Raw genomic sequence first — 21,180 nt, forward strand, 5'->3', positions numbered from 1 at the left:
TAAACATAAATGTCTGAATTTTTTATTATGAAAACAGCTAAGTTCCCTTATGATTAAAACATAAACAGAAAGCGCTTTCAAAATTAAAAAGGGGAGAGTGAAACATTTGAAAAAAGTATGGTTGTTGTTGTGTGCAGCTCTTATGATTCTTTTTATTGCTGCTTGTGCAGGCAGTGGAACCGGCGGGGGTGAAGAAGCCGGCAGTGCGGATGATGCAGGAGGAGAGACAGACAGCGGGGGAGATGATGGAGAAAGCTCCGATAGTGACGGAGATCAAATTGAACTCCGCATGTCCTGGTGGGGGTCCCAAACCAGGCACGACATGACCGAAGAAATTATTCAAATGTACGAAGAAGAGAATCCGAATGTTACGATTAACACGGAATTTTCCGGATTTGACGGTTACTTTGAAAGAATGGCAGCACAGGCTTCAGGCGGAAACCTGCCGGATATCATGCAGCAAAACTTCGGGGAGTACGTAAACCAATACGCTGGAGAAGATTTGCTGGCTGATTTAGGACCATTTATTGAAGACGGCACGATTGATTTAGAAGGGGTGGAAGACACCGTCATTGAGAGTGGCCAGGTTGATGGCAAACAGGTAGGAATTCCGACCGGGACCAACGCTCTGATGGTTACCTACAATCCAACGTTGTTTGAAGGCACCGGAGTAGACACTCCTTCCAATGACTGGACCTGGGATGAGTACATGGATATTACCGGCTCCATTGCTGAAGAAACGGGTCAATACGGTGTCAGCTACACAGAACCGGATAACTTTTTTGAATATTACCTTCGCGAAAAGGGAGAAGCGCTGTTTAACGAGGATGGTTCAGGGCTCGGATATGAAGATGATCAGTTATTGACGGACTATTTCTCCATGATGAAACAGCAGGTGGATAATGAAGTGAGTCCGGATTACAGTGTTGTAGATCAGATCCAGGGCCTCGAAGACGAACTTATCACCCGCGGTGAGACAGCGGTTCATATTAAGAGCTGGTCTAACCAGTTCCAGACCCTATCGGACACATCGGATGATCCACTGGAAATTGTAATGCTGCCGGGGGAAAACAACGATCAGGGAATGTTCCAGAAGCCTTCCATGCTGTGGTCGATCGGGGAAAACTCAGAGCATAAGGAGCAGGCTGCAGACTTCATTAATTTCTATACAAATACAAAAGAAGTATTTGAAGTGATCGGCGGTGACCGCGGGGTACCGATTAAACCGGAAGTCCGTGAAGCGCTGGAGGAAGATGGGTTGAGTGAAACAGAACAGAAGATATTTGACTACCTTGAAGTCGTAGCAGATAACAGCACCGCGCCGGATACCAACTTCCCGCCGGAAGCCTCAGAAGTATTGCAGGCTCTGATGGACGCTGATGAAATGGTAATGTACGGAGAAATGACTCCGGAAGAAGGAGCGGAACACTTCAGACAGGAAGCAGAAACCATATTGTCGCAGCAATAGGGTGAAGAAAAGAGGTCCTGTACTCTAAAAGATGTTCAGGACCCTTTTCATTTAAGAGTGAAAGGAGTGGAACAGATGCAGGAAGCACAGACAGAAGAGAGACAATTAAACACTCCACCGGATCCATCTTCTATGAAAAAGAGAAAGAAGCCGGTGAAAGATATAGACAACAAAATGGGGTATTTGTTTCTCAGCCCATTTATATTTGGGACGATAGCGTTTATGTTGTTCCCGATGGCGTATTCTCTGTATTTATCATTTACGGATTACAACCTGGTTGGTACGCCGCAGTGGGCTGGATTGGCGAACTACAAGGAAATGTTTACAAATGATCCGCAATTCTGGGATGCCATACGTGTCACATTCTTTTACGCAGGTACGGCTGTTCCTGTCCGGCTTGTGTTTGCCTTATTAATTGCTTTGGCCTTAAATAAAGTGGTCGAAATGGTGGGAATTTACCGGACTCTTCTTTATCTTCCTTCGATTGTGGGCGGAAGTATCGGTGTATCGATCATGTGGAGACAATTGTTTGGTAACGACGGAGCAATTAACTCCTTTTTAGAAAGTATTGGTTTGCAGGGTCACTCATGGCTTGGGGATCCTGATACTGCGATCTGGACTTTGGTTATATTATACGGTTGGCAGTTTGGATCTTCCATGATTATTTTTCTCGCCGGCCTTCGAAATATCCCCAGTATTTATTATGAAGCCGCCGAAGTAGACGGAGCGAAACCGCTGCAGAAGTTTTTCAAAATAACCATACCAATGCTTACACCTGTTATTTTATTTAATGTCATTATGCAGGTGATTCATGGGTTTATGGCGTTTACACCAGCCTTTATTGTTACCGAAGGCGGTCCGATCAACAGCACCCTGCTTTACGTCCTTTATATGTACCGGCAGGCTTTCCAGTTTTTCGATATGGGATACGCCTCGGCGCTGGCCTGGGTGATGCTTCTGATCATTGGTATTTTTACAGCGATTATTTTTAAAAGCTCCGATTACTGGGTGCATTATGATAATTAATAAAAGGGGGTATGGAGCATGACATTTAAAACAAAGAAACGGCTGAAAAAAATCACGCAGCATACCTTGCTTGGACTGTTCACGCTCGTTATGCTGTATCCTCTAATATGGATGCTGGCCAGTTCACTAAAAGAAAGTTCGAATGTGTTTGTGGATGCACACAGCCTGATCCCATCAGCTTGGGAATTTTCGAACTATGTTGATGGATGGAAAGGTTTTGCCGGGATTTCGTTTACCACATTCTACAAGAACACTTTTATCATAGTGGGGATAACTACAATCGGCAGTATTATATTTTCGGCAGTGGCCGCCTACGGATTTGCAAGAATTAATTTTACAGGGCGGAAAATGTGGTTTGCCCTGATGCTTATGACGATGATGCTGCCGTTTGAAATGGTAATGATTCCACAGTATATCATGTTTAACTGGTTTGAGTTGATAGATACGTATCTGCCGCTGATCCTGCCTACCTTTTTCGGGTATCCGTTCTTTATCTTTCTGATGATTCAGTTTATCCGGACGATCCCGAAAGAATTGGACCAGGCGGCGCGAATTGACGGATGTAATACGATCTCCATTTTCTTTCGAATAATCGTTCCATTAATTGTGCCAGCGATGATGACATCGACGATTTTCTCTTTCTACTGGCGCTGGGATGACTTCATGGCCCCCTTGATTTACCTGCAGAGTCCGGAGAAGTATCCGGTGTCGCTGGCTCTGAAGCTCTTCTCTGATCCGGAAGCTGTGACAAATTGGGGAGCATTGTTTGCGATGACTACCTTAAGTCTGCTGCCGATCATGATCATTTTCTTTATCTTTCAGCGGTATATTGTAGATGGGATCAGCACAAGCGGTCTGAAAGGATAACATGGAGAGATTAATATAAAGATATAAAATGAGGTGTGCGGTGTGAAAAGATATGTCGTCTGTGGGATGAGCAAACGGGCACTGGGAATGTTTATCAAACCTATGCTGGAAACGTTCTCCTCTTCCTGTCAATTAGTCGGGATGCTGGATGTCGATGCACGGAGGTTTGAAATCTGTAAGGAGCAGTATCCGGAAACAAACGGGGTTCCTGAATTTGGGCCGGGAGAGTTCGAAAACATGGTGAAAGAAACCCGTCCGGATGCTGTAATCGTTACGAGCCGGGATGATACCCATGTTACGTATATTGTGCAGGGACTGCAGCATGATCTGGAAGTTATTACGGAGAAGCCGATGGCAACTACAGCTTCGGACTGCCGGCGGATTATGGTTGCGGAGAAGGAAAGCAGCGGTCATGTAAATGTCACCTTCAATTATCGTTATAACCCGTATCATATGAAAATAAAGGAAATGATCGCTTCCGGGAAAATCGGCCGGGTCACTTCGGTGGATTTGAATTGGTATATCGACACCTATCACGGATCTACGTATTTTCAGCGCTGGAACCGCTATCGTGAGCATTCCGGGGGGCTTTCCATTCATAAAAGCTCCCACCATTTTGATTTAGTCAATTGGTGGCTGGATCAGCAGCCTGAGGAAATTTTTGCTTACGGAGCCTTGAACTATTACGGTAGCGAAAGTGTTCATAATCCAAGAAAAGAAGATGGGAGACACTGTTCTACCTGTGATGTACAGCTGGACTGTCCTTACTATATGCGCTGGAATACAAGAAGCAATTCAGCCTCTGTCCAGGACGACCACATTGATTCCGATATGAAAAGGCGGAAAGGATATACCAATTACCGGCCGGATAAATGTGTATTTGATTCTAATATCGCGATTGAAGACACCTATACGGCTGTAGTGAAATATGATCGTGGATCACTTCTCAATTATTCTGTAAACTTTTCACTTCCTTATGAAGGGTACCGTCTTGCGGTAAATGGGACCGAAGGAAGAATCGAGACGATGGAATATCATGCCCCGTCCCGTGTGCCGTTTCCGACACCGAAACAGACGATTGATTATTTTCCCTTGTTTGGCTCGAAAGAAACGATTCATGTCGTGGAACGGGAAGGCGGCCACGGCGGCGGAGATCCTGTGCTGCAAGAGGACATCTTTTTGGGGGAAGACCCGAAGCGGGCATATACGATTCTCTCAGGCAGTAAAGACGGTGCTCTGGCAGTAGCCGCGGGAGAAGCGGTGTGGAGGTCGGTGGAGCAGAAGGAGCCGGTTCGGATCGAAGAACTATTGGCAGCAAAGAAAACACTGAAGTAAAGGAGGACTTGGAATGGGAAAAGGTGGTCTGCTGTTTACGTTTATTATCTCTTTTTGCAGATGGGTCTGTTATTTTTTCTATCTTAATGTAATGTGGGCAGCCTGTACTATACTGGGAGGTGTTGTGTTTGGTATCGCTCCCAGTACTGTCGCATTGTTTGCTGTAGCCAGACGAACGTGTCTCGGTGAAGAAGAGGTACCCGTCTTTCGTACGTTCTGGAAGGTCTTTCGAAAAGAATTTTTTAAGGCAAACCTTCTTGGCCTTTCCTTAATCGGGTTCGGCCTGCTTTGGTATTTTAATTTGAACTTCTTTCGTGCCTTTGACGGAGCTGTTTTTACTGGTCTTAATGTAGTAATGACCGTGATAGGCATTGTGTTTATTTTTATGCTGCTGTATATTTTTCCAACGTACGTCCATTATCAAATGAAATTCCTGCAGTATATTAAATATTCCATTGCACTCAGTTTTATTAATGTTGCCAATGTGATTTTGATGATTGTTTCGCTGCTTGCGGCTTACTATTTCTTTATTTCCTTTCCGGGATTTATCCCGATCTGCGGGGTGAGCTTACTTGCGCAGATTAACATGTGGCTTGTTTATCAGTCCTTGAAGAAAATGCAGATTGAAGCTCCCAGCCGCCAGGATTATGAAAACGTCCCCGCATAGGTATTATAAAAAATAGAATAATGGTGATAACTGTGAGGTTGAGTGTCAGTATATCGGAGGAAGCACCGGAACAGGCTCCCTTTGTTTATAAGGGGGATATTATTACTCATATAAAAAAAGCATCAGAGATTGGGTATGAAGCCGTGGAACTGCATATCCGCCATCCGGAAAATATCGACGCGGATGCTGTTCGGCATGCGTGTGACACGTATAAGGTAGAGGTGTCTTCTATCGGAACCGGTCTGGGATATGGAATGGACCGTTTATCCCTTAGTGATTCCAATCCAGCTGTCAGGCGGCAGGCAGTAGAACGGTTGAAAGGTCATATTTCGCTCGCTTCTAAATGGAACTGCCTGGTTATTATTGGTTTAATGAAAGGGCAGATCAAAGACTGCGGCAGCAGGGAAGAGTATGAGAAGAATGTAATGGAAGCGCTGCAGGAGTGTGTCGATTATGCGGAAAGCCGGCAGGTCCTGATAGTACTTGAAGCCATAAATCGATACGAAAGTGATGTCCTGAATACGCTCCAGGAGACAACAGCGTTTATTCGTGAATTTGATACCGACTATTTAAAGCTTCATATCGATACCTTCCATATGAATATGGAAGAAAACAGCATCCCGGCATCGATGCTGGAGGTCCGGGATTACATTGGGCACGTGCATGCAGCGGATAACAACCGGCTGTATCCGGGCAATGGTTTTTTTGATTTTAAAACATTTCTGGATACGTTAAAAGTAATAGATTATCAAGGAGATATAGCATTGGAGTGTACGGGACTTCCACGTCCCGATGAAGCGGCGTTGAAAGCCCGCTCCTATCTTTATTCCATCCTTTAGGAAGAGGGTTTTCTGTATGAAACAGTTTAATATGTATTTGGAGAAGTTGTTGCCTTACCTTATCCCTCTTATTGTCCTGCTTGGCGTCACCGTGTTATCAGGGGCGCAGGTGCTGGCAGGGTGGGTGAAATGGATATTTGCTTTTGTCAGTTTTTCCAGCTGTCTTCGTCTGAACCTGCTGCAGGTGAAACAGGCGATTTTATTTCCATTCCCTGTGATTACCGGCATGCTCCTGCTGCAGGTTATTGTCCCGGTGATTGCTTACACGAGTGGATTAATCTTTTTTACTGATGATATCTTGCTCATTGCCGGTCTTGTTCTTGCATTTACTATTCCGACCGGTGTGATCACGATTATGTGGAGTGATATTAACAAAGCCAATACGGGCCTGACCGTGACCATCGTCATCCTTAATACGATGGTATCTCCGTTGCTTGTGCCGGTGACCCTGAATATTCTTGTCGGCACGCAGGTCTCCATGGATGTTCCCGGTATTATGCTCGGGCTTTTTTGGATGGTGGTGCTGCCGTCACTGGCTGCTGTCCTATTTAACCGGATCAGCGAAACAAAGGCCCAAAGAACAGGGAGTTTCCTTGCACCGTTTTCAAAAATAGGGGTTCTGATTGTCATCCTAATTAATAGTGCTGTCGTGGCTCCGTACTTTCAAACGATATCGATGCGTTTGATTTTTTTGTTTTTTCTGGTGTTTGGAATTGCCTGTGCTGCATATATATTAGGTTTTACAGCAGCCAAAGTGTTCAAATGGGAAGATGCGACGGCGGTCAGCTTAATGTATACTGCCGGTATGCGTAACACAGGGGTCGGTGCCACGATTGCGGTTACCTATTTCCCCCCTGCAGCTGCCCTTCCTGTCGTATTGGCAATTGTTTTTCAACAATTTCTTGCCTCGTTTGCCGGGCGGCTGGTTCAAATGTATGCTAAAAAACAGGAAAAAAAGGAAGGAGCTCCACTAAGACAAGTGAAGTAATGGACATTTTCCGGGGAAGAAGGGAAGGATAGTGAATCAAAAGTCTTCTGGCATTACGTATAAAACGCTTGCGGCGTTTTTTATTCCTTTAGGCATTTCCTCCAGTCTGACCTCGATCACTCACATTATCATTAACGGAACGTTAAGCCGGGGGGATAATGCTGCCTTTATTGTGGCCTGCTATGCGGTGGCCTTTTCTATGTTTGGGATCGTGGAAAAACCGATGATTGTGTTCAGACAGACGAGTTCTGCTCTCGTACGTGGGAGAAGTACATTTAAACCGCTGTTTCTTGTATTTGTATATGTCACCATTATCATGATGTCGGTAAGCATGGTGATCAGTTTTACCCCGGCGGGACGATGGATGTTTGTTCACTTATTCAATGCAGATGAAAACATGGTGCGTACCATTTCTTTGACATTTTTTGTAATCACCTTTGTGATTATTTTTTCAGGCATCCGCGGGATTTATCAGGGAATTATTATTCAGCACCTGCAGACAAAATGGCTTACCATTGGTGTTATTGTCCGGGTGGCCGGCATGTTCCTGGTTTCGTACTGGTTTATTGCCACCGACCATATAACCAGTATGGCTGGTGCGGCCATTTTTTTAACGGGGATGTTTATAGAATGTGTCATCAGTGTTTGGAAAGGTCATGCGATTCTAAAAAACACCGAAGACTCGTCTGAAGTATTATATAAAAAAGATATTATGCCTTTTTACATACCCCTGGTCGTATATTTTTTATTTCAAACCATGCTTCAGCCTTTAATTTATATTTTTCTTTCGCAAAGCAGAGATATGGAAATTAGTATAGCTTCCTTTGCGCTTGCCTTTACTATCTCGCAATTAATGTTAAGTTTTTTTATGTATACGCATCAAATTGTGCTACAATTTCATCAAAGGGATCGTTCAAAAGTATGGAAATTTACTATGTTTTTAAGCATGGCTCCGACCCTGCTGCTTCTTTTCATATCCTTTACTCCTGCAGGATTATGGTTTATGAAGGTTATTATGGGAGCGGAACCGGGCCTGGCGGAACCAACACTGGTGGTGCTGCAGTTTTTTATTCTTAAAGTTCTGGTCTTCCCCTGGGTTGATTTTTTTAATGGATTTATTATGCTGGAACGCAGGACACCCAGGATGATGGTCAGTCAGACGGTAAACCTGGTCGTTGTCACTCTGGTATTGGCTTTACTTGTAAACGCTTTCCCAGGGTGGAATGGAGCAAGCGGTGCGATTGCGGCATCCATAGGGGAAACGGCAGGACTAGTAACTGTTATTTTATTAGTATACCGGGGGAAAAATAAACTCAGATTTTCTAAAAAAAGAAGCCAGGAGATGCAGTGACAGGAGGAGTGCCTGTTGACAGAAAGAAGGGAAAAAAAGAGTATCCTAAACCGATTTATGTCCTATATGAAGATGCTTCATCCAACCAATATTTTTAACCGGTTTACCAAAATCCGCAATAAGCTGTTCTCCTTAACATTTTTGCTGATGGCCATGTTCGGGGTCATGGGGCTTCTTATTTTTTATTTGTTGTCTGAGATCTATGAAGAGAAAATCTATGATGAAGCAGCCAGCAACCTTCATCTAGCATCCAACGTACTTGATAACGAATTAAAGAATATGGAGGATTATTCTTTTCAAATCATTACAGATCCGAGTATCCAGGTATATGTGGAGCAGCTCACCAATGTGGAGAACAGCTATACGTCCTACCGGGCACGCATGAATCTGGTGAACAGATTGAACTTATACTTGAATCAGGAATCCTATATTTCTTCCATGCTGGTAGTAGATGGGCAGGGAAATTTCATAAACGCAGGCTTCTCGCCCGATATAGAAATAAATATGGATCAATTAATAAGCAGAATTGAAGAGGTTGGGGGAGGGAATATTTGGAAAGGATATCCGGAGGAAGAAGTTCTTATTGCGGCGAGAGAGATTCGAAAACAGGAGAACCTGGCTCTGGATCATCTGGGTTACTTTGTAGTCATGATTGACCTGGAAGATATGATAAACCGGACTTTGAATATTACAACCGATAAAAATTTTGTCCTGACCAAAGAAGGCGAGGTTATATATTCTGATACGTTTGAGTCCAACACAATTAACACATTTTTAGATATCCCGCAGGATAATGAGTACACCATCACAGAAGTTGATCATGAAGAATTTTTTGTGACCCATCAGCCTTCTCGTTATTACAATCTCACGTATTACAACACTCTTCCCTTTGAAGATGTCGACAGTCAAAAAAGCCTGATTTATCAGTTGATGACAGGTTATTTACTGCTTGTTATTGTCATAACAATTTTTATAAGCCGTCAGTCGGCCAAAGCCATTTCCAGACCGATTGAGGCGTTGACGCAGCGTATGAAGAAAGTGCAGCAGGGAAATTTCGACCAGGTGGAATACAAAAAAACTGCTTATTTAAAAGATGAAATTGGCGATCTGCAGCGGAACTTTCATATTATGCTGGATAAGATTAATGAACTGATTAAAGAAAATTATACAAAACAGCTTGTCATTAAAGAAACGGAATACAAGGCACTGCAATCCCAGATTAATCCCCATTTTTTATATAATACGTTAGATTCCATCCACTGGATGGCCAAAATGAACCAGCAGGAAAAAATCTCAACGATGGCTGAAGCTCTTGGAAGCATGATGAGAAATATCATAAGCAAGAAAAAACCATTAATAAAAATTGCAGAAGAGCTGGAAATAGTAGAAAACTATATAACCATTCAAAAGTTCCGGTACGGCGAAAGACTAACGTTTGAATTGCAGCGGGAGACGGGTGTGGAAGAACTAAGTATTCCTAAACTTACAATCCAGCCGATTGTGGAAAATGCGATTCAGCATGGTCTGGAAGAAATGATGGATCCCTGTACGATTACCGTCCACATCGCTGCTCAGGAAGAAAAAGTTGAGATCGTTATCCGTGATAACGGACCTGGGATTGATGAAGAAACGATTCACCAGATTCATGAAGGCAACGTGAAGCCAAAAGGGTCAGGCATTGGATTGTATAACATTAATGAAAGGATTCATCTGATGTTTGGAGAAGATGGCGGGGTAAGCATCAAAAGCGGCAAGGAAGGAGGAACGGTGGTCACGATTACACTGCCATATATGAAGGGATGAGTTGGATGTATGAAATAATGGTTGTGGATGACGAGGTGAACATCCTGGAGGGTATTGTTACGATGGTTGACTGGGAAAGCTGCGGGACACGTCTTTCCAGCAAGGCTTACAATGGCCGGATGGCCTATGAGATGATCCAGAAGAACCCTCCGGATATTGTACTGACGGATATTAAAATGCCTGGTTTAAATGGTATTGAATTGATCGAAAAAGTCCATGAACAATTTCCTTCCACACGTTTTATTGTTCTTTCGGGCTATGATGAATTTGAATTTGCAAAAACAGCCATGAAATGTGGAGTCAAACACTATCTTTTGAAACCAAGCAATGAGACAAAAATTGAAGAGGCGATCAGAGAAGTCGTTCAGGATCTGGAAAAATCAAAGGAGAAAGAAGAGTTTATTGAAAATATTCGAACGAATCTGCATAAGGTCATTCCTAAAGCAAAAGAACAGTTTTTAAGAGAGTTTATCATCAATAAAAAATACGATATTAAGGAATGGACTTATTATCAGGAATTGTTCGGACTGGATACCCGATGGGAGACGTTCCGCCTGGTTGGCTGTGTCATTGATGAAGCGTTTGAGTATGAGCATTTATTCACCTTAAAGGAAATACTGAATAACCAGATTGCAGAATGTCAGGAGATTTTGCTTTCCACTATTATATCCGAGCGGGTAGTACTGCTGGTGGAAGGAAGTGAAACGAAAACGTTAATTGATCACATTAAAGCCGTGAAAAACGAATGGAAGTCCCTGGACCATGGAAGTTTTACGACAGCTATAAGCGGAACGGGCAATATCACTCAGCTGCATCTGCTGTATCAGGAAGTATTGGAAGGCCTTTCGCACCGTTTTTATCTGGGGCGGGGAGGTATTGTTACTTCTGAGGATATTAAAGAGGGAGAACAGGGAGTAAAAGGTCTGTCTATCGATCATGAATCTCTCCTGCTCGCCATACGCAGCGGGAATAAAGAAGAAACCGCTGAATATCTTCAATATTTTTTTAATACTTTACAGAAAGCGAAATTTGATGTACAGGTCGTGCGTTCCCACTGTCTGGAATTATTTATGTCATTAATGCGTCAGACAGATAAAGAAACGATGGAACAATTATTTGACTATGTCCCCCGCTTTCATACGTTTTCTTCCCTCCCGGAAATTGAAACATTTATGGAAAAAATTGCTCTGGAGATTGCGGAGACTAATTATACCACTAAAAGAAATACCCAAAACCAGCTTGTAAACCAAGTGATGGACTATGCGAAACAGCATCTGGATGATGAGTCCCTGTCCCTTTCCAGCATTGCTTCTGATGTATTTTATATGAACTCCGATTACCTGGGAAAGTTATTTAAAAAAGAGACAGGAGAGAAATTTTCCACCTATTTAATGAGAGAACGGATGGAGCAGGCGGTTCATTTTATTGATAAGTCGGACGAAGTGAAGATGTTTGAAGTAGCAGAAAAAGTTGGGTTCGGAAATAATCCCCGTTATTTCAGCCAGGTGTTTAAAAAGCATACCGGCTACACTCCTACAGAATATAAAAAGAATTCGTGAAAATGAGTTCCGAAAATGAGAATTGTTCTCCTCATTAATAAGACAGAAGTGCAGCCATTCCTTATAATTTTTATAACATTACCTTCGCAGTAAATGGAAGGAGAGCTTGCGGATGACACCAGCAACTAAACTAGATTACGAACCTGAACCGAAACCGGGCCGTGCTGTGAATCCCGGCGAGTTTTTGATTGCGGCCGTCGGACTCGATCACGGACATATTAATGGGATGTGTGAGAAATTAACAGAAGCCGGGGCAAAAGTGAAATGGGTGTATGATTCTGATCCGGAAAAAGTAAGAACGTTTCAGGAAAAATTTCCACAGGCTGAGGCAGCAGCTGCAAAAAGCGATATTCTTGAAGATGACGAGGTGCAGCTCGTCGCTGCCGCCCCCGTAACCTCCGCCCGTGGTGATCTCGGTTTGGAAGTTCAGGAAGCCGGGAAGCACTTTTTTACAGCAAAGGCCCCTTTTACCACCCTGGACCAATTGAAAAAAGCAAAAGCAAAAACAAAAGAAACCGGGTTAAAATGGGCAGTGAATTACAGTGAAAGAGTTGCAGTGGAAAGTGCCGTTTTTGCCGGCCAGCTCATTGAAAAAGGCGCCATCGGCCGGGTCGTTCAGGTGATAGGCACAGGGCCGCACCGATTAAACGCCCCGGCCCGTCCGCCATGGTTTTTTGAGAAAGAAAAGTATGGCGGCATTTTATGCGATATTGGCAGTCATCAAATTGAACAATTTCTTACGTTTAGCGGGGCTTCTGATGCACGGGTGGAAGCCAGTAAAGTGGCCAACTATGCCAACAAAAAGTATCCCGAATTGGAAGACTTCGGAGATGCTTCCCTGGTTGCGGATAACGGAGCAGTCAACTATTTTCGTGTGGATTGGCTGACCCCGGACGGTCTGCGATCCTGGGGAGACGGGCGGACCATTATTCTTGGGACAGAAGGTTATATTGAACTGCGCAAAAATTTAAATGTGGCAAAAGAAGAAGAAGGAGATCATTTATTTTTGGTAAACCAGCAGGGGGAAAGACACTACTCGCTGCGGGGCAGGGTTGGGTTCCCTTTTTACCGGAATCTCATTCTTGATTGTTTACATCATACGGAAAATGCAATGACCCAGGATCACGCCTTTAAGGCAGCGGAATTATGTCTTACCGCTCAACAGAGGGCGGTCCGTGTGGAATAGGGAATAGAGGAGGAGCTTATGGGAAAATCCGTATCTATCGTTCTTGTTGGAATCGGAGGTTACGGCAATCATTACTTAAAGGAACTATGGAACCATGCCATGTTTGACAGCATTCAGGGTGTCGTGGACATCGCCCCGGAAAACAGCAATTATTATGAGGAAATCAAAGCAAACAATATTCCTGTGTATTCCTCATTGGAGTCCTTTTATCAGGATTGCCAGGCGGACTTGGCTGTGATCTCCACACCGATTCATTTTCATACCGGGCAGACGATTTGTGCCCTGGAAAATGGAAGTAATGTCTTATGTGAAAAGCCAATGACACCAAGCGTGGAAGATGCTGAACAAATGATCAGACTGAAAAAAGAAAAAAATAAATTTGTAGCAATAGGGTTTGACTGGTCCTTTAGTGATGTTATTCAGAAGTTGAAAAAAGATATTGCCGCAGGGATCTTTGGGAAACCGCTGCGCATGAAAACGCTGGTATTATGGCCTCGTTCGGAAAATTATTATGAAAGGGCTTCCTGGGCTGGGAAAAAGTATTCCAGAGAGGGAACCCCGATATTTGACAGCGTTGCTAACAACGCTACGTCTCACTTTCTCCACAATATGTTTTATATTCTTGGGGAGCGTCCTGAAAGAAGTGCAGCATTAAAGACACTGACAGCCGAATTATATCGTGCCAATAACATAGAAACATTTGATACGTGTGTATTGAAAGGAGAAATGGACGGGGGCACGCAGGTTTATTACTATGCCACCCATGCCGTCACCGAAGAACTTGGCCCGGTGTACGAGTATGTGTTTGAAAAAGCGGTGCTTTCATATGTGAAAAACGAGGAAATTCTGGCAGAGTTTCAAGACGGTACTCAAGTCTCCTACGGGGATCCTGAAAAAGAACGGGCGCATAAACTTTATCATTGTATAGACGCTGTTCAGCAGCAGAAAACCGAAACGGTTTGTGGACCAGAAGCTGCGCTTACTCACGTCCAGACGATCCGCGCTCTGCATGAATCTGTGCCGGAAGCGGCTCTTTTTCCTGAAGAACGGCTTCAATATGAACCGGATTCCCGAATGCGTTCCGTGAAAGATTTAAATATCTTACTAAAGCAATGCTATGATGACTGGGAAACTCCCAGCGAAAAAGAGGATATAACCTGGGCTAAACAGGGACGGACTATATCGCTTCCCTCCCCTAAAAGCCTGTCCTAAATTCATCCATCTTTCTTCCCCCTATGAAGGGGGATTTTTTATTGTGATTCAAAATCTGAGAAAATTTTCATGGCAGGACAGCGGCGTGGGATCATGATATGATAAGTAAAGGTGTAATTGCAGCAAAGGAGTTTCACAACATGGCAGGAAATAAAATATTAATTGTGACAGCAGTGGACCAGGAAAGGGACGCTGTACATAAAGGATTGGGAGACAATCCTCGTTTTGATGTAATCGCCGGCGGTGTAGGTTTGGCAGATGCTGCCGTAAGTACGGCACTGGCGCTGCATGATGACGAGTATAAAGCGGTGGTCAGCTCCGGCATTGCCGGTGGTTTTGATCTTTCTGCAGCCGCTGGTTCCATTGTTATTGCAAGTGTCATGGTGTCGGCGGACGCTGGTTCCGAAACCAAAGATGCTTTTTTTTCCTTAGAGGATTTAAATTTGGGACGATGCCGTTACACATGTGACGCTTTTTACGTAGAACAATTGTTGAAAAAAGCAGAAACAGTGGGGCGGGCTGTTGATACGGGCCCTGTACTGACGACGATGACAGCAACGGGCTCGGAAGCGACGGCTCAAAAACTGCTGCAGCGTTTTCCGGGAGCAAAAGCAGAGGCTATGGAAGGGTATGGGGTAGCAGCAGCAGCCCGAAGAAAAAACATCCCAGCGTTTGAACTGCGGTCGATTTCCAACACGGTCGGTCCCCGCGACCGCGAAAACTGGAATATCAGGGAGGCGCTGACAGCTTTGGAACAGGTAAGTCCGATATTGCAGGAGGTTTTTTAAATTGAATATAGCTTTTTCTTCATGTCCGAATGATACCTTTACGTTTCACGCTTTGGTCCATGGGAAGCTTCCCGATGCACCGGAGGTTCATGTGACTTATGCCGATATCGATCAAACCAATTATTGGGCAGCCCATCGAGAAGGCCCGGAAGTGATGAAAATATCGTATGCTGCGCTGCCGTGGGTGCTGGACCATTACCGGCTGCTTTCCTGCGGAGGCGCATTGGGAAGAGGATGCGGACCATTGGTGTTAACAGCAGAAAAAGAACACGGCCCTTCTTTTCTCTCAGGACGGACGATTGCCGTGCCGAGTGATCGTTCTACGGCTTATCTGCTGTTCCGGCTGTGGACCGCACAGAAACTGACGGAAAACGTAGGAGAAATTAAGATCATGTCCTTTGAGGACATCATGCCGGCTGTGCAAACAGGAGAAGTAGATGCCGGTCTTGTGATTCATGAAGCACGCTTTACGTATCCTGACTACGGCTTACATATGCTTCAGGATCTGGGAGAGTGGTGGGAAGAGGATACAGGTCTGCCAATTCCGTTGGGAGCGATTATCGCGAAACGTTCCTTGGATCATAAAAAAGTAGAAAAATGGATACGGGAGTCCGTGGACTATGCATGGGAATATCCCGAAGACTCCAGGGAGTATGTGATGGAGCATTCCCAGGAAATGTCTCCGAATGTAGCCCGCCAGCATATTGATTTATATGTCAATGAATTCACAAGAGACCTGGGGGAAGACGGATTTGCCGCCATCCGTTCCTTTTTGGGACGGGCGGCAGAAGAAGGGCTGGTTCCAGCGTTTCGAATGGAAGATGTATAAAAAGAATGAAGCAGGAGTCTGGGAACAAACATTATCAAGGACAAAAAATCCGAACGATTTTTTCCATAAATCGTTCGGATTTTTGTGTATTGTTCTATCGCTGCGTCAAAATAGGTCGCTTTCCGCGGGCACGGCTCGAGCCTCCTCAGAAGAAAGCCACTTCCTGCGGGATATCAAATTTTTTTATCTCCGCTTTTCTTCATTAAACCTGAATTTCTGTGTAAACAATTCTTACATATCCAAGGCAGGATGGTTTTTGGGTTGGATTGCCTAAATCAATCTCCATAACTACTGTCACTTAGCCAAAAAACATTCAAATGAGCTTTCAGACAGAATAAAAAGCCCTGGAGTTAGAGGAGGAATAGTTAGTTTTTTCGACCAAATGAATGTCTGGTTTTTAGACAGGATATACAATGACGTTGAAAGCAGGAGACCTTAAGATGTGGTTATCAAGAAAATACCGAAAGCCAAGGTGTTGGAATGGATGGCCGGGTGTAGAACAAAGGGAGATTTTGATTTAAAGGAGGGACATCTCTTGCAGACAAATAAGAAAGAAATGGTGGCTTTTCGCCAGATGAGCAAGGTTTTCAGTAATGGTACCGTTGCTTTGGATCAGTTTGACTTGACCATTGGAGAAGGTGAGTTCCTGACATTTCTCGGACCTTCCGGCTGTGGAAAATCAACAGCCCTGCGGATGACGGCAGGACTGGCTGAAGCAAGCTCCGGTGAGGTAAAGGTATTTAACAAAGATCCTAAAGAAACCATCCGCAACACCAATGACATAGCATTTGTTTTTCAAGAGCCGAATCTGCTGCCATGGCGGAAAGTGATAGACAATGTGGTGCTGCCCCTTGAACTGAGAGGGACCTCCAAAAAGGAAGCAAAGGCAGAGGCCTGCCGTGTCCTGGAAATGGTGGGGTTGAAGGATTATGCGACATCCTATCCGCGTGAATTATCTGGAGGTATGAAAATGAGAGTGTCCATTGCCCGGGCTCTTGCTGCGAAACCAAAGCTGCTTTTAATGGACGAACCTTTCGCGGCATTAGATGAAATGACAAGGCAAAGTCTGCAATTAGAATTGTTGGAAATTTGGGAAAAAGAAAAAACAACGATCTTATTTGTTACCCATAACGTGTTTGAGGCAGTTTACCTTTCTACAAGAATTGCTGTGATGTCAGCCGGACCGGGACGATTAAGCTCTGTCATTGATGTTAACCTGCCTTACCCAAGACATGCTATCAGCCGAACGGATCAAGAGTTTTCGGCTTATGTCAAAAAAGCGTCGGATCAATTGGAAAACAGTCTGGATAAAAGGGGGATCGGATAATGAGTATGTCGTCTGCAGAAGCAGCCAAAAAAGAAATGATCACCTCGTCCAAAAAAGGAACCAAGGGGAAGTATTTCGGAGTGAAGTTTATGAATTACTTTCTCGGTCCAATCATCGCGTTTATTATTTTCGCGGCACTGTGGCAGACGGTTCCGCTGCTGATTGGGATGCCGCATTATATTTTTCCGAAGCCTACGGATGTAATCAATGCGGCAGTAAGTGACTGGTCCCTGCTTCGGCAAGCAGTACAAATCACGGTGTTGGAATCGGTCATCGGCTTTCTTTTAAGCGCGGTCATCGGTATTATCGTTTCGATTATCTTAGCCAGTTCTAAAATTATCGAGCGGAGCATCTATCCGTATGCGATCATATTACAAACCCTGCCGGTGGTTGCTGTTGCGCCAATTGTCGTCATCTGGTTCGGGGCCGGGTTTAATGCGATTGTTGTTGTTGCCTTTTTAATCGGTTTTTTTCCGGTCATTTCGAATACATTAATGGGATTGAATTCTGTAGATAAAGAAATGGATGATCTGTTTTCTCTGTACAATGCTTCGAAATGGCAGAAAATGTGGAAGCTTCGTATCCCTTCCGCCATGCCCTTCATTATGGCTGGTTTGAAAATTTCCTGCACGTTATCGATTGTTGGAGCGATTGTCGGGGAATACGTGGCCGGTGTCGGCGGTGGAGAAGGTGGTCTGGGATATGCTATTACGGTATCTGCGATTCAGGTCAATACCTCATTTATCTTTGCCTGTGCTATCGCCGGTGCCGTGCTGGGAGTCAGTTTTTATCTGCTGGTTAACCTCGTATCCAATAAAATTCTGGGGTCGTGGCACGAATCTGCAATGAAAAAAGAACAATAGGTATCGAAGAAAAAGAGGGGGGTTATTATGGGGATCGGATTTCATGTACCTAAAATAATAAGAATACATGGCAGTATTGCTTTCTTGTTCATGCTTGCTGCCTGTGGAGGGGGAACGGAGGAAATCTCCGGTTCAGAAGATGTAACATCAGAAGAGGGCTCAACAGCTGAATCGGAAGAGCTGGAGCCAGTAACCCTGGTGTTGAACTGGTTTCCTAAAAGTCAGATGGGAGGATTTTTTGCCGCTCAGTCAGAAGGGTATTTTGAAGAAAACGGGCTGGATATAGAAGTTCAGCCGGGAGGGCCGGAGGTATCCACCTTACAAATGGTAGCAGCCGGAGACGCTGAGTTTGGTCTGGCGCACGCTGATCAGTTATTAATGGCAAGAAATCAGGGGATGGAACTGGTTGCACTGGCGGCCTCCCTTCAAAACAGTCCCCAGGCTTTCATGTATCACTCCGATGCGGGACTGGACGGTTTTGAGGATATGAACGGCAGGAAAGCGTATGTTGAAGCAGGTATCCCGTATTGGGAATACTTAAAGAGCCAATATGATTTAAGTGACGTCGAACAGTTAACCTATACGGGGGAATATACGCAGTTTATGAATGAACCAGAATCGATCAGCCAGTCTTTTGTTACTTCCGAACCTTATTTTATGGAACGGGAAGGGGTAGACGTGGACACAACCCTGATTTCCGAGGCAGGATATGATCCGTATAATGTCGTACTCTTTGTGACGAGAGATTATTTAGAACAAAATAAAGAAACGGTGGAACAATTCATGAACGCCTACCGTCCGGGCTGGGACTATTATGAAGAAAATTATGAGGAAGTAAATGAAGTGATTCATGAAGCAAATGAAAATATTGCCCTGGAAGAATTAAAGTTTGAAAGTGAAGCCCAGCATGACTTTGTTTATGGCGGGGATGCCGAAGAAAACGGAGTTGGACATATGACAGAAGAACGCTGGGGCGAGTTAATCGATCAATTATACGAACTGGAACTGCTCGATGAACAGGTCGACCCGGAGGAAGTATATACAACAGAATATTTGTCTGAATAAATACAGGCATTGGAAGTCAGTGACGGAAAGCATTCCGTGCTGGCTTTTCCCTTTGGGGGCGCAGGAGGGACAAAATATGGCAGACGAAACGCACAGCAAGTCACAACGTCAGCAGATCGCCCGTTTATATAATAAAGTAAACCAGGAGATGTACGGGATAGGCGTAAGGAAGCAGAAAGTTGAAATGATGGAGGATAAAATTGTCATTTTTGGCCAACATCAGCGAGTGCCGGCCCTATCTGTGATCGATCAGAAGAACCCGCCTCTCTCTTTATCCGTAGATACCACCCTAATCGAGGAATTTAAGAGCAGGCTGAAAAAGCAGCTGGAAAGCGAACTGGAACTTCAGGTGAAAACAATCCTGAAAGATTTTGACCCTGAAACCGAAGAAGCTGCCGCAGTCATTTATCTTCTTAAGTAAAAAATAGCGGAGATAATGTAACAAACCTTATGACAACACCACAAAATTCTTATATTCTAACGATAACAAAAGGAAACGGCACTGCTGATGCGGGCGGTTTTCCTTTTAAAAAGGTCGGTGGCTTTATCTCTGCTGGGCGGAGAAACAAAGAAACCGGGGAAGGCTTGTAGTCACAGGGCTATATGCATTTCTCCGGTTTTTTTTAACCAAAAGTAGGAGGGGGAGACCTGGATGGAGACTATATTAATAAAAAACGCTGAGATTGTCACGATGAATGAAAAGATGGACATCGTTTATGGCGATATAGTAATAGAACAGAACAAAATAGCAAAAATCGGAAACGATTTAACGAATGTTGTGCCCCCGGGGACGAAGGTCATTGATGCTGAGGGAAAGACGGTCCTTCCGGGATTTATCCAGACTCATATTCATTTGTGCCAGACGCTCTTCCGCGGGCAGGCGGATGATATGGAGCTGCTGGATTGGCTGAAAAAGAAAATGTGGCCGCTGGAGGCTGCTCATGACTGGGACTCTCTTTATCGCTCGGCCAAACTTGGCATCGGAGAGCTGATCGAGGGAGGAACAACGACCATCATGGACATGGAAACGGTGCATCATACAGATGCTGCCTTTGAAGCAATGGCTGAAACAGGAATCCGGGCGTTATCCGGAAAGGTCATGATGGACCTGGGAGAAGATCTCCCGTCCCCCTTGTTAGAAAATACGAACACATCGATAGAAGAAAGCGTTCGTCTGTTAGAAAAATGGCACGGTTTTGATCATAACCGGATTCAGTACGCGTTCTGTCCAAGGTTTGTTGTTTCCTGTACCGAGGAGCTCTTAACGAGAGTCCGTGATCTTTCCGCCGAATACAATGTCCTTGTTCATACCCATGCTTCAGAAAATGAGGGGGAAGTGAGTATCGTAGAGGCAAGGCACGGAATGAAAAACGTGGAGTATCTGGATCACATCGGACTCGCGAATGAACGCCTCGTGCTGGCTCACTGCATCTGGTTAAATGATAACGAAAAGCGGATTATCCGGGATAAGAAAGTGAAGATGACTCACTGCCCAGGCTCCAATCTGAAACTGGCCTCCGGGATTGCCGATGTACACGGCCTCACCAAGGATGGGGCTTCGGTCAGCCTTGGAGCAGACGGTGCTCCCTGCAACAATACGATGGATATGTTTCAGGAAATTAAACTGGCGGCCCTGCTCCCAAAACCATACTACGGTCCGGCTTCCATGCCGGCGGAGGAGGTCTTGAAAATGGCGACGATAAGAGGAGCGGAAGCCCTTGGACTGGAACACGAGATAGGAAGTCTGGAAGAAGGGAAAAAGGCGGATTTATTTCTTCTTGACTTAAACACCTTTCACAGCTATCCTTCGGAAACGGTGGATCCGGTTTCGCGTATTGTCTATTCCGCTTCGGCCCGGGATGTAGAAACAACCATCATTGATGGAAAGATTGTCATGGAAAACAGAGAGATGAAGACAATGGACAAAAATAGTGTGCTGCAAGCCTCCAATACTGCTGTCCAGCGGCTCGTGAGCCATCTTGCACATACGGTACAGGAGAGATGACA

General features: G+C 44.6%; 19 protein-coding genes. All 19 read left to right on the forward strand.

The window, feature by feature from the left end; translation table 11 throughout:
- Positions 1 to 106: 106 nt before the first annotated feature.
- Complete coding sequence (locus G475_RS0116870; protein WP_026702278.1) at positions 107 to 1,468, forward strand: ABC transporter substrate-binding protein; 1,362 nt, start codon at positions 107 to 109, stop codon at positions 1,466 to 1,468.
- A 132-nt stretch (positions 1,469 to 1,600) separates the two neighbouring features.
- On the forward strand, positions 1,601 to 2,494 hold the full coding sequence (locus G475_RS0116875; RefSeq protein WP_026702279.1) for a carbohydrate ABC transporter permease: 894 nt from the start codon (positions 1,601 to 1,603) through the stop codon (positions 2,492 to 2,494).
- A gap of 18 nt (positions 2,495 to 2,512) precedes the next feature.
- Positions 2,513 to 3,361, forward strand: coding sequence for a carbohydrate ABC transporter permease (locus tag G475_RS0116880; protein WP_026702280.1), 849 nt, complete (start codon positions 2,513 to 2,515; stop codon positions 3,359 to 3,361).
- A gap of 42 nt (positions 3,362 to 3,403) precedes the next feature.
- On the forward strand, positions 3,404 to 4,696 hold the full coding sequence (locus G475_RS0116885) for a Gfo/Idh/MocA family protein (protein WP_026702281.1): 1,293 nt from the start codon (positions 3,404 to 3,406) through the stop codon (positions 4,694 to 4,696).
- Positions 4,697 to 4,709: 13 nt separating this feature from the next.
- Positions 4,710 to 5,363: a YesL family protein gene (locus tag G475_RS25460; protein ID WP_051302638.1), complete on the forward strand. Its 654-nt coding sequence runs from the start codon at positions 4,710 to 4,712 to the stop codon at positions 5,361 to 5,363.
- A gap of 38 nt (positions 5,364 to 5,401) precedes the next feature.
- Entirely contained in the window at positions 5,402 to 6,202 is an 801-nt protein-coding gene (locus G475_RS25465; RefSeq protein ID WP_051302642.1) for a sugar phosphate isomerase/epimerase family protein, read from the forward strand.
- 16 nt (positions 6,203 to 6,218) lie between these two features.
- On the forward strand, positions 6,219 to 7,190 hold the full coding sequence (locus G475_RS25470) for a bile acid:sodium symporter family protein (RefSeq protein ID WP_035711626.1): 972 nt from the start codon (positions 6,219 to 6,221) through the stop codon (positions 7,188 to 7,190).
- Positions 7,191 to 7,221: 31 nt separating this feature from the next.
- On the forward strand, positions 7,222 to 8,541 hold the full coding sequence (locus G475_RS25475; protein ID WP_035711630.1) for a hypothetical protein: 1,320 nt from the start codon (positions 7,222 to 7,224) through the stop codon (positions 8,539 to 8,541).
- 15 nt (positions 8,542 to 8,556) lie between these two features.
- Complete coding sequence (locus G475_RS0116910; protein ID WP_026702282.1) at positions 8,557 to 10,344, forward strand: sensor histidine kinase; 1,788 nt, start codon at positions 8,557 to 8,559, stop codon at positions 10,342 to 10,344.
- Positions 10,345 to 10,349: 5 nt separating this feature from the next.
- Positions 10,350 to 11,903, forward strand: coding sequence for a response regulator (locus tag G475_RS0116915; RefSeq protein WP_026702283.1), 1,554 nt, complete (start codon positions 10,350 to 10,352; stop codon positions 11,901 to 11,903).
- 112 nt (positions 11,904 to 12,015) lie between these two features.
- Positions 12,016 to 13,089, forward strand: a complete 1,074-nt coding sequence (locus tag G475_RS0116920; RefSeq protein WP_026702284.1) for a Gfo/Idh/MocA family protein — start codon at positions 12,016 to 12,018, stop codon at positions 13,087 to 13,089.
- Positions 13,090 to 13,107: 18 nt separating this feature from the next.
- A complete protein-coding gene (locus G475_RS0116925; RefSeq protein ID WP_026702285.1) occupies positions 13,108 to 14,301 on the forward strand; it encodes a Gfo/Idh/MocA family protein in 1,194 nt (397 codons plus the stop codon).
- Positions 14,302 to 14,441: 140 nt separating this feature from the next.
- A complete protein-coding gene (locus G475_RS0116930; protein WP_035711635.1) occupies positions 14,442 to 15,089 on the forward strand; it encodes a futalosine hydrolase in 648 nt (215 codons plus the stop codon).
- Position 15,090: 1 nt separating this feature from the next.
- Positions 15,091 to 15,918, forward strand: coding sequence for a 1,4-dihydroxy-6-naphthoate synthase (locus G475_RS0116935; RefSeq protein ID WP_026702287.1), 828 nt, complete (start codon positions 15,091 to 15,093; stop codon positions 15,916 to 15,918).
- Between the two features lie 535 nt (positions 15,919 to 16,453).
- Positions 16,454 to 17,245 carry an ABC transporter ATP-binding protein gene (locus tag G475_RS25480; RefSeq protein WP_233275804.1) on the forward strand — a complete coding sequence of 264 codons (792 nt, stop codon included), beginning with the start codon at positions 16,454 to 16,456 and terminating at the stop codon, positions 17,243 to 17,245.
- A complete protein-coding gene (locus G475_RS0116950; RefSeq protein WP_026702289.1) occupies positions 17,245 to 18,108 on the forward strand; it encodes an ABC transporter permease in 864 nt (287 codons plus the stop codon). The genes G475_RS25480 and G475_RS0116950 overlap by 1 nt, the downstream gene beginning before the upstream one ends.
- 27 nt (positions 18,109 to 18,135) lie before the next feature.
- Positions 18,136 to 19,173: an ABC transporter substrate-binding protein gene (locus tag G475_RS0116955; protein ID WP_035711639.1), complete on the forward strand. Its 1,038-nt coding sequence runs from the start codon at positions 18,136 to 18,138 to the stop codon at positions 19,171 to 19,173.
- A 76-nt stretch (positions 19,174 to 19,249) separates the two neighbouring features.
- A complete protein-coding gene (locus G475_RS0116960) occupies positions 19,250 to 19,594 on the forward strand; it encodes a Na-translocating system protein MpsC family protein (protein WP_026702291.1) in 345 nt (114 codons plus the stop codon).
- 231 nt (positions 19,595 to 19,825) lie between these two features.
- Positions 19,826 to 21,178, forward strand: coding sequence for a 5'-deoxyadenosine deaminase (locus tag G475_RS0116970; protein WP_026702292.1), 1,353 nt, complete (start codon positions 19,826 to 19,828; stop codon positions 21,176 to 21,178).
- The last annotated feature ends 2 nt before the right edge of the window (positions 21,179 to 21,180 follow it).

Source organism: Salibacterium aidingense DSM 18341, from assembly GCF_000429685.1.
GTDB classification, from domain to species: Bacteria; Bacillota; Bacilli; order Bacillales; family Marinococcaceae; genus Salibacterium; species Salibacterium aidingense.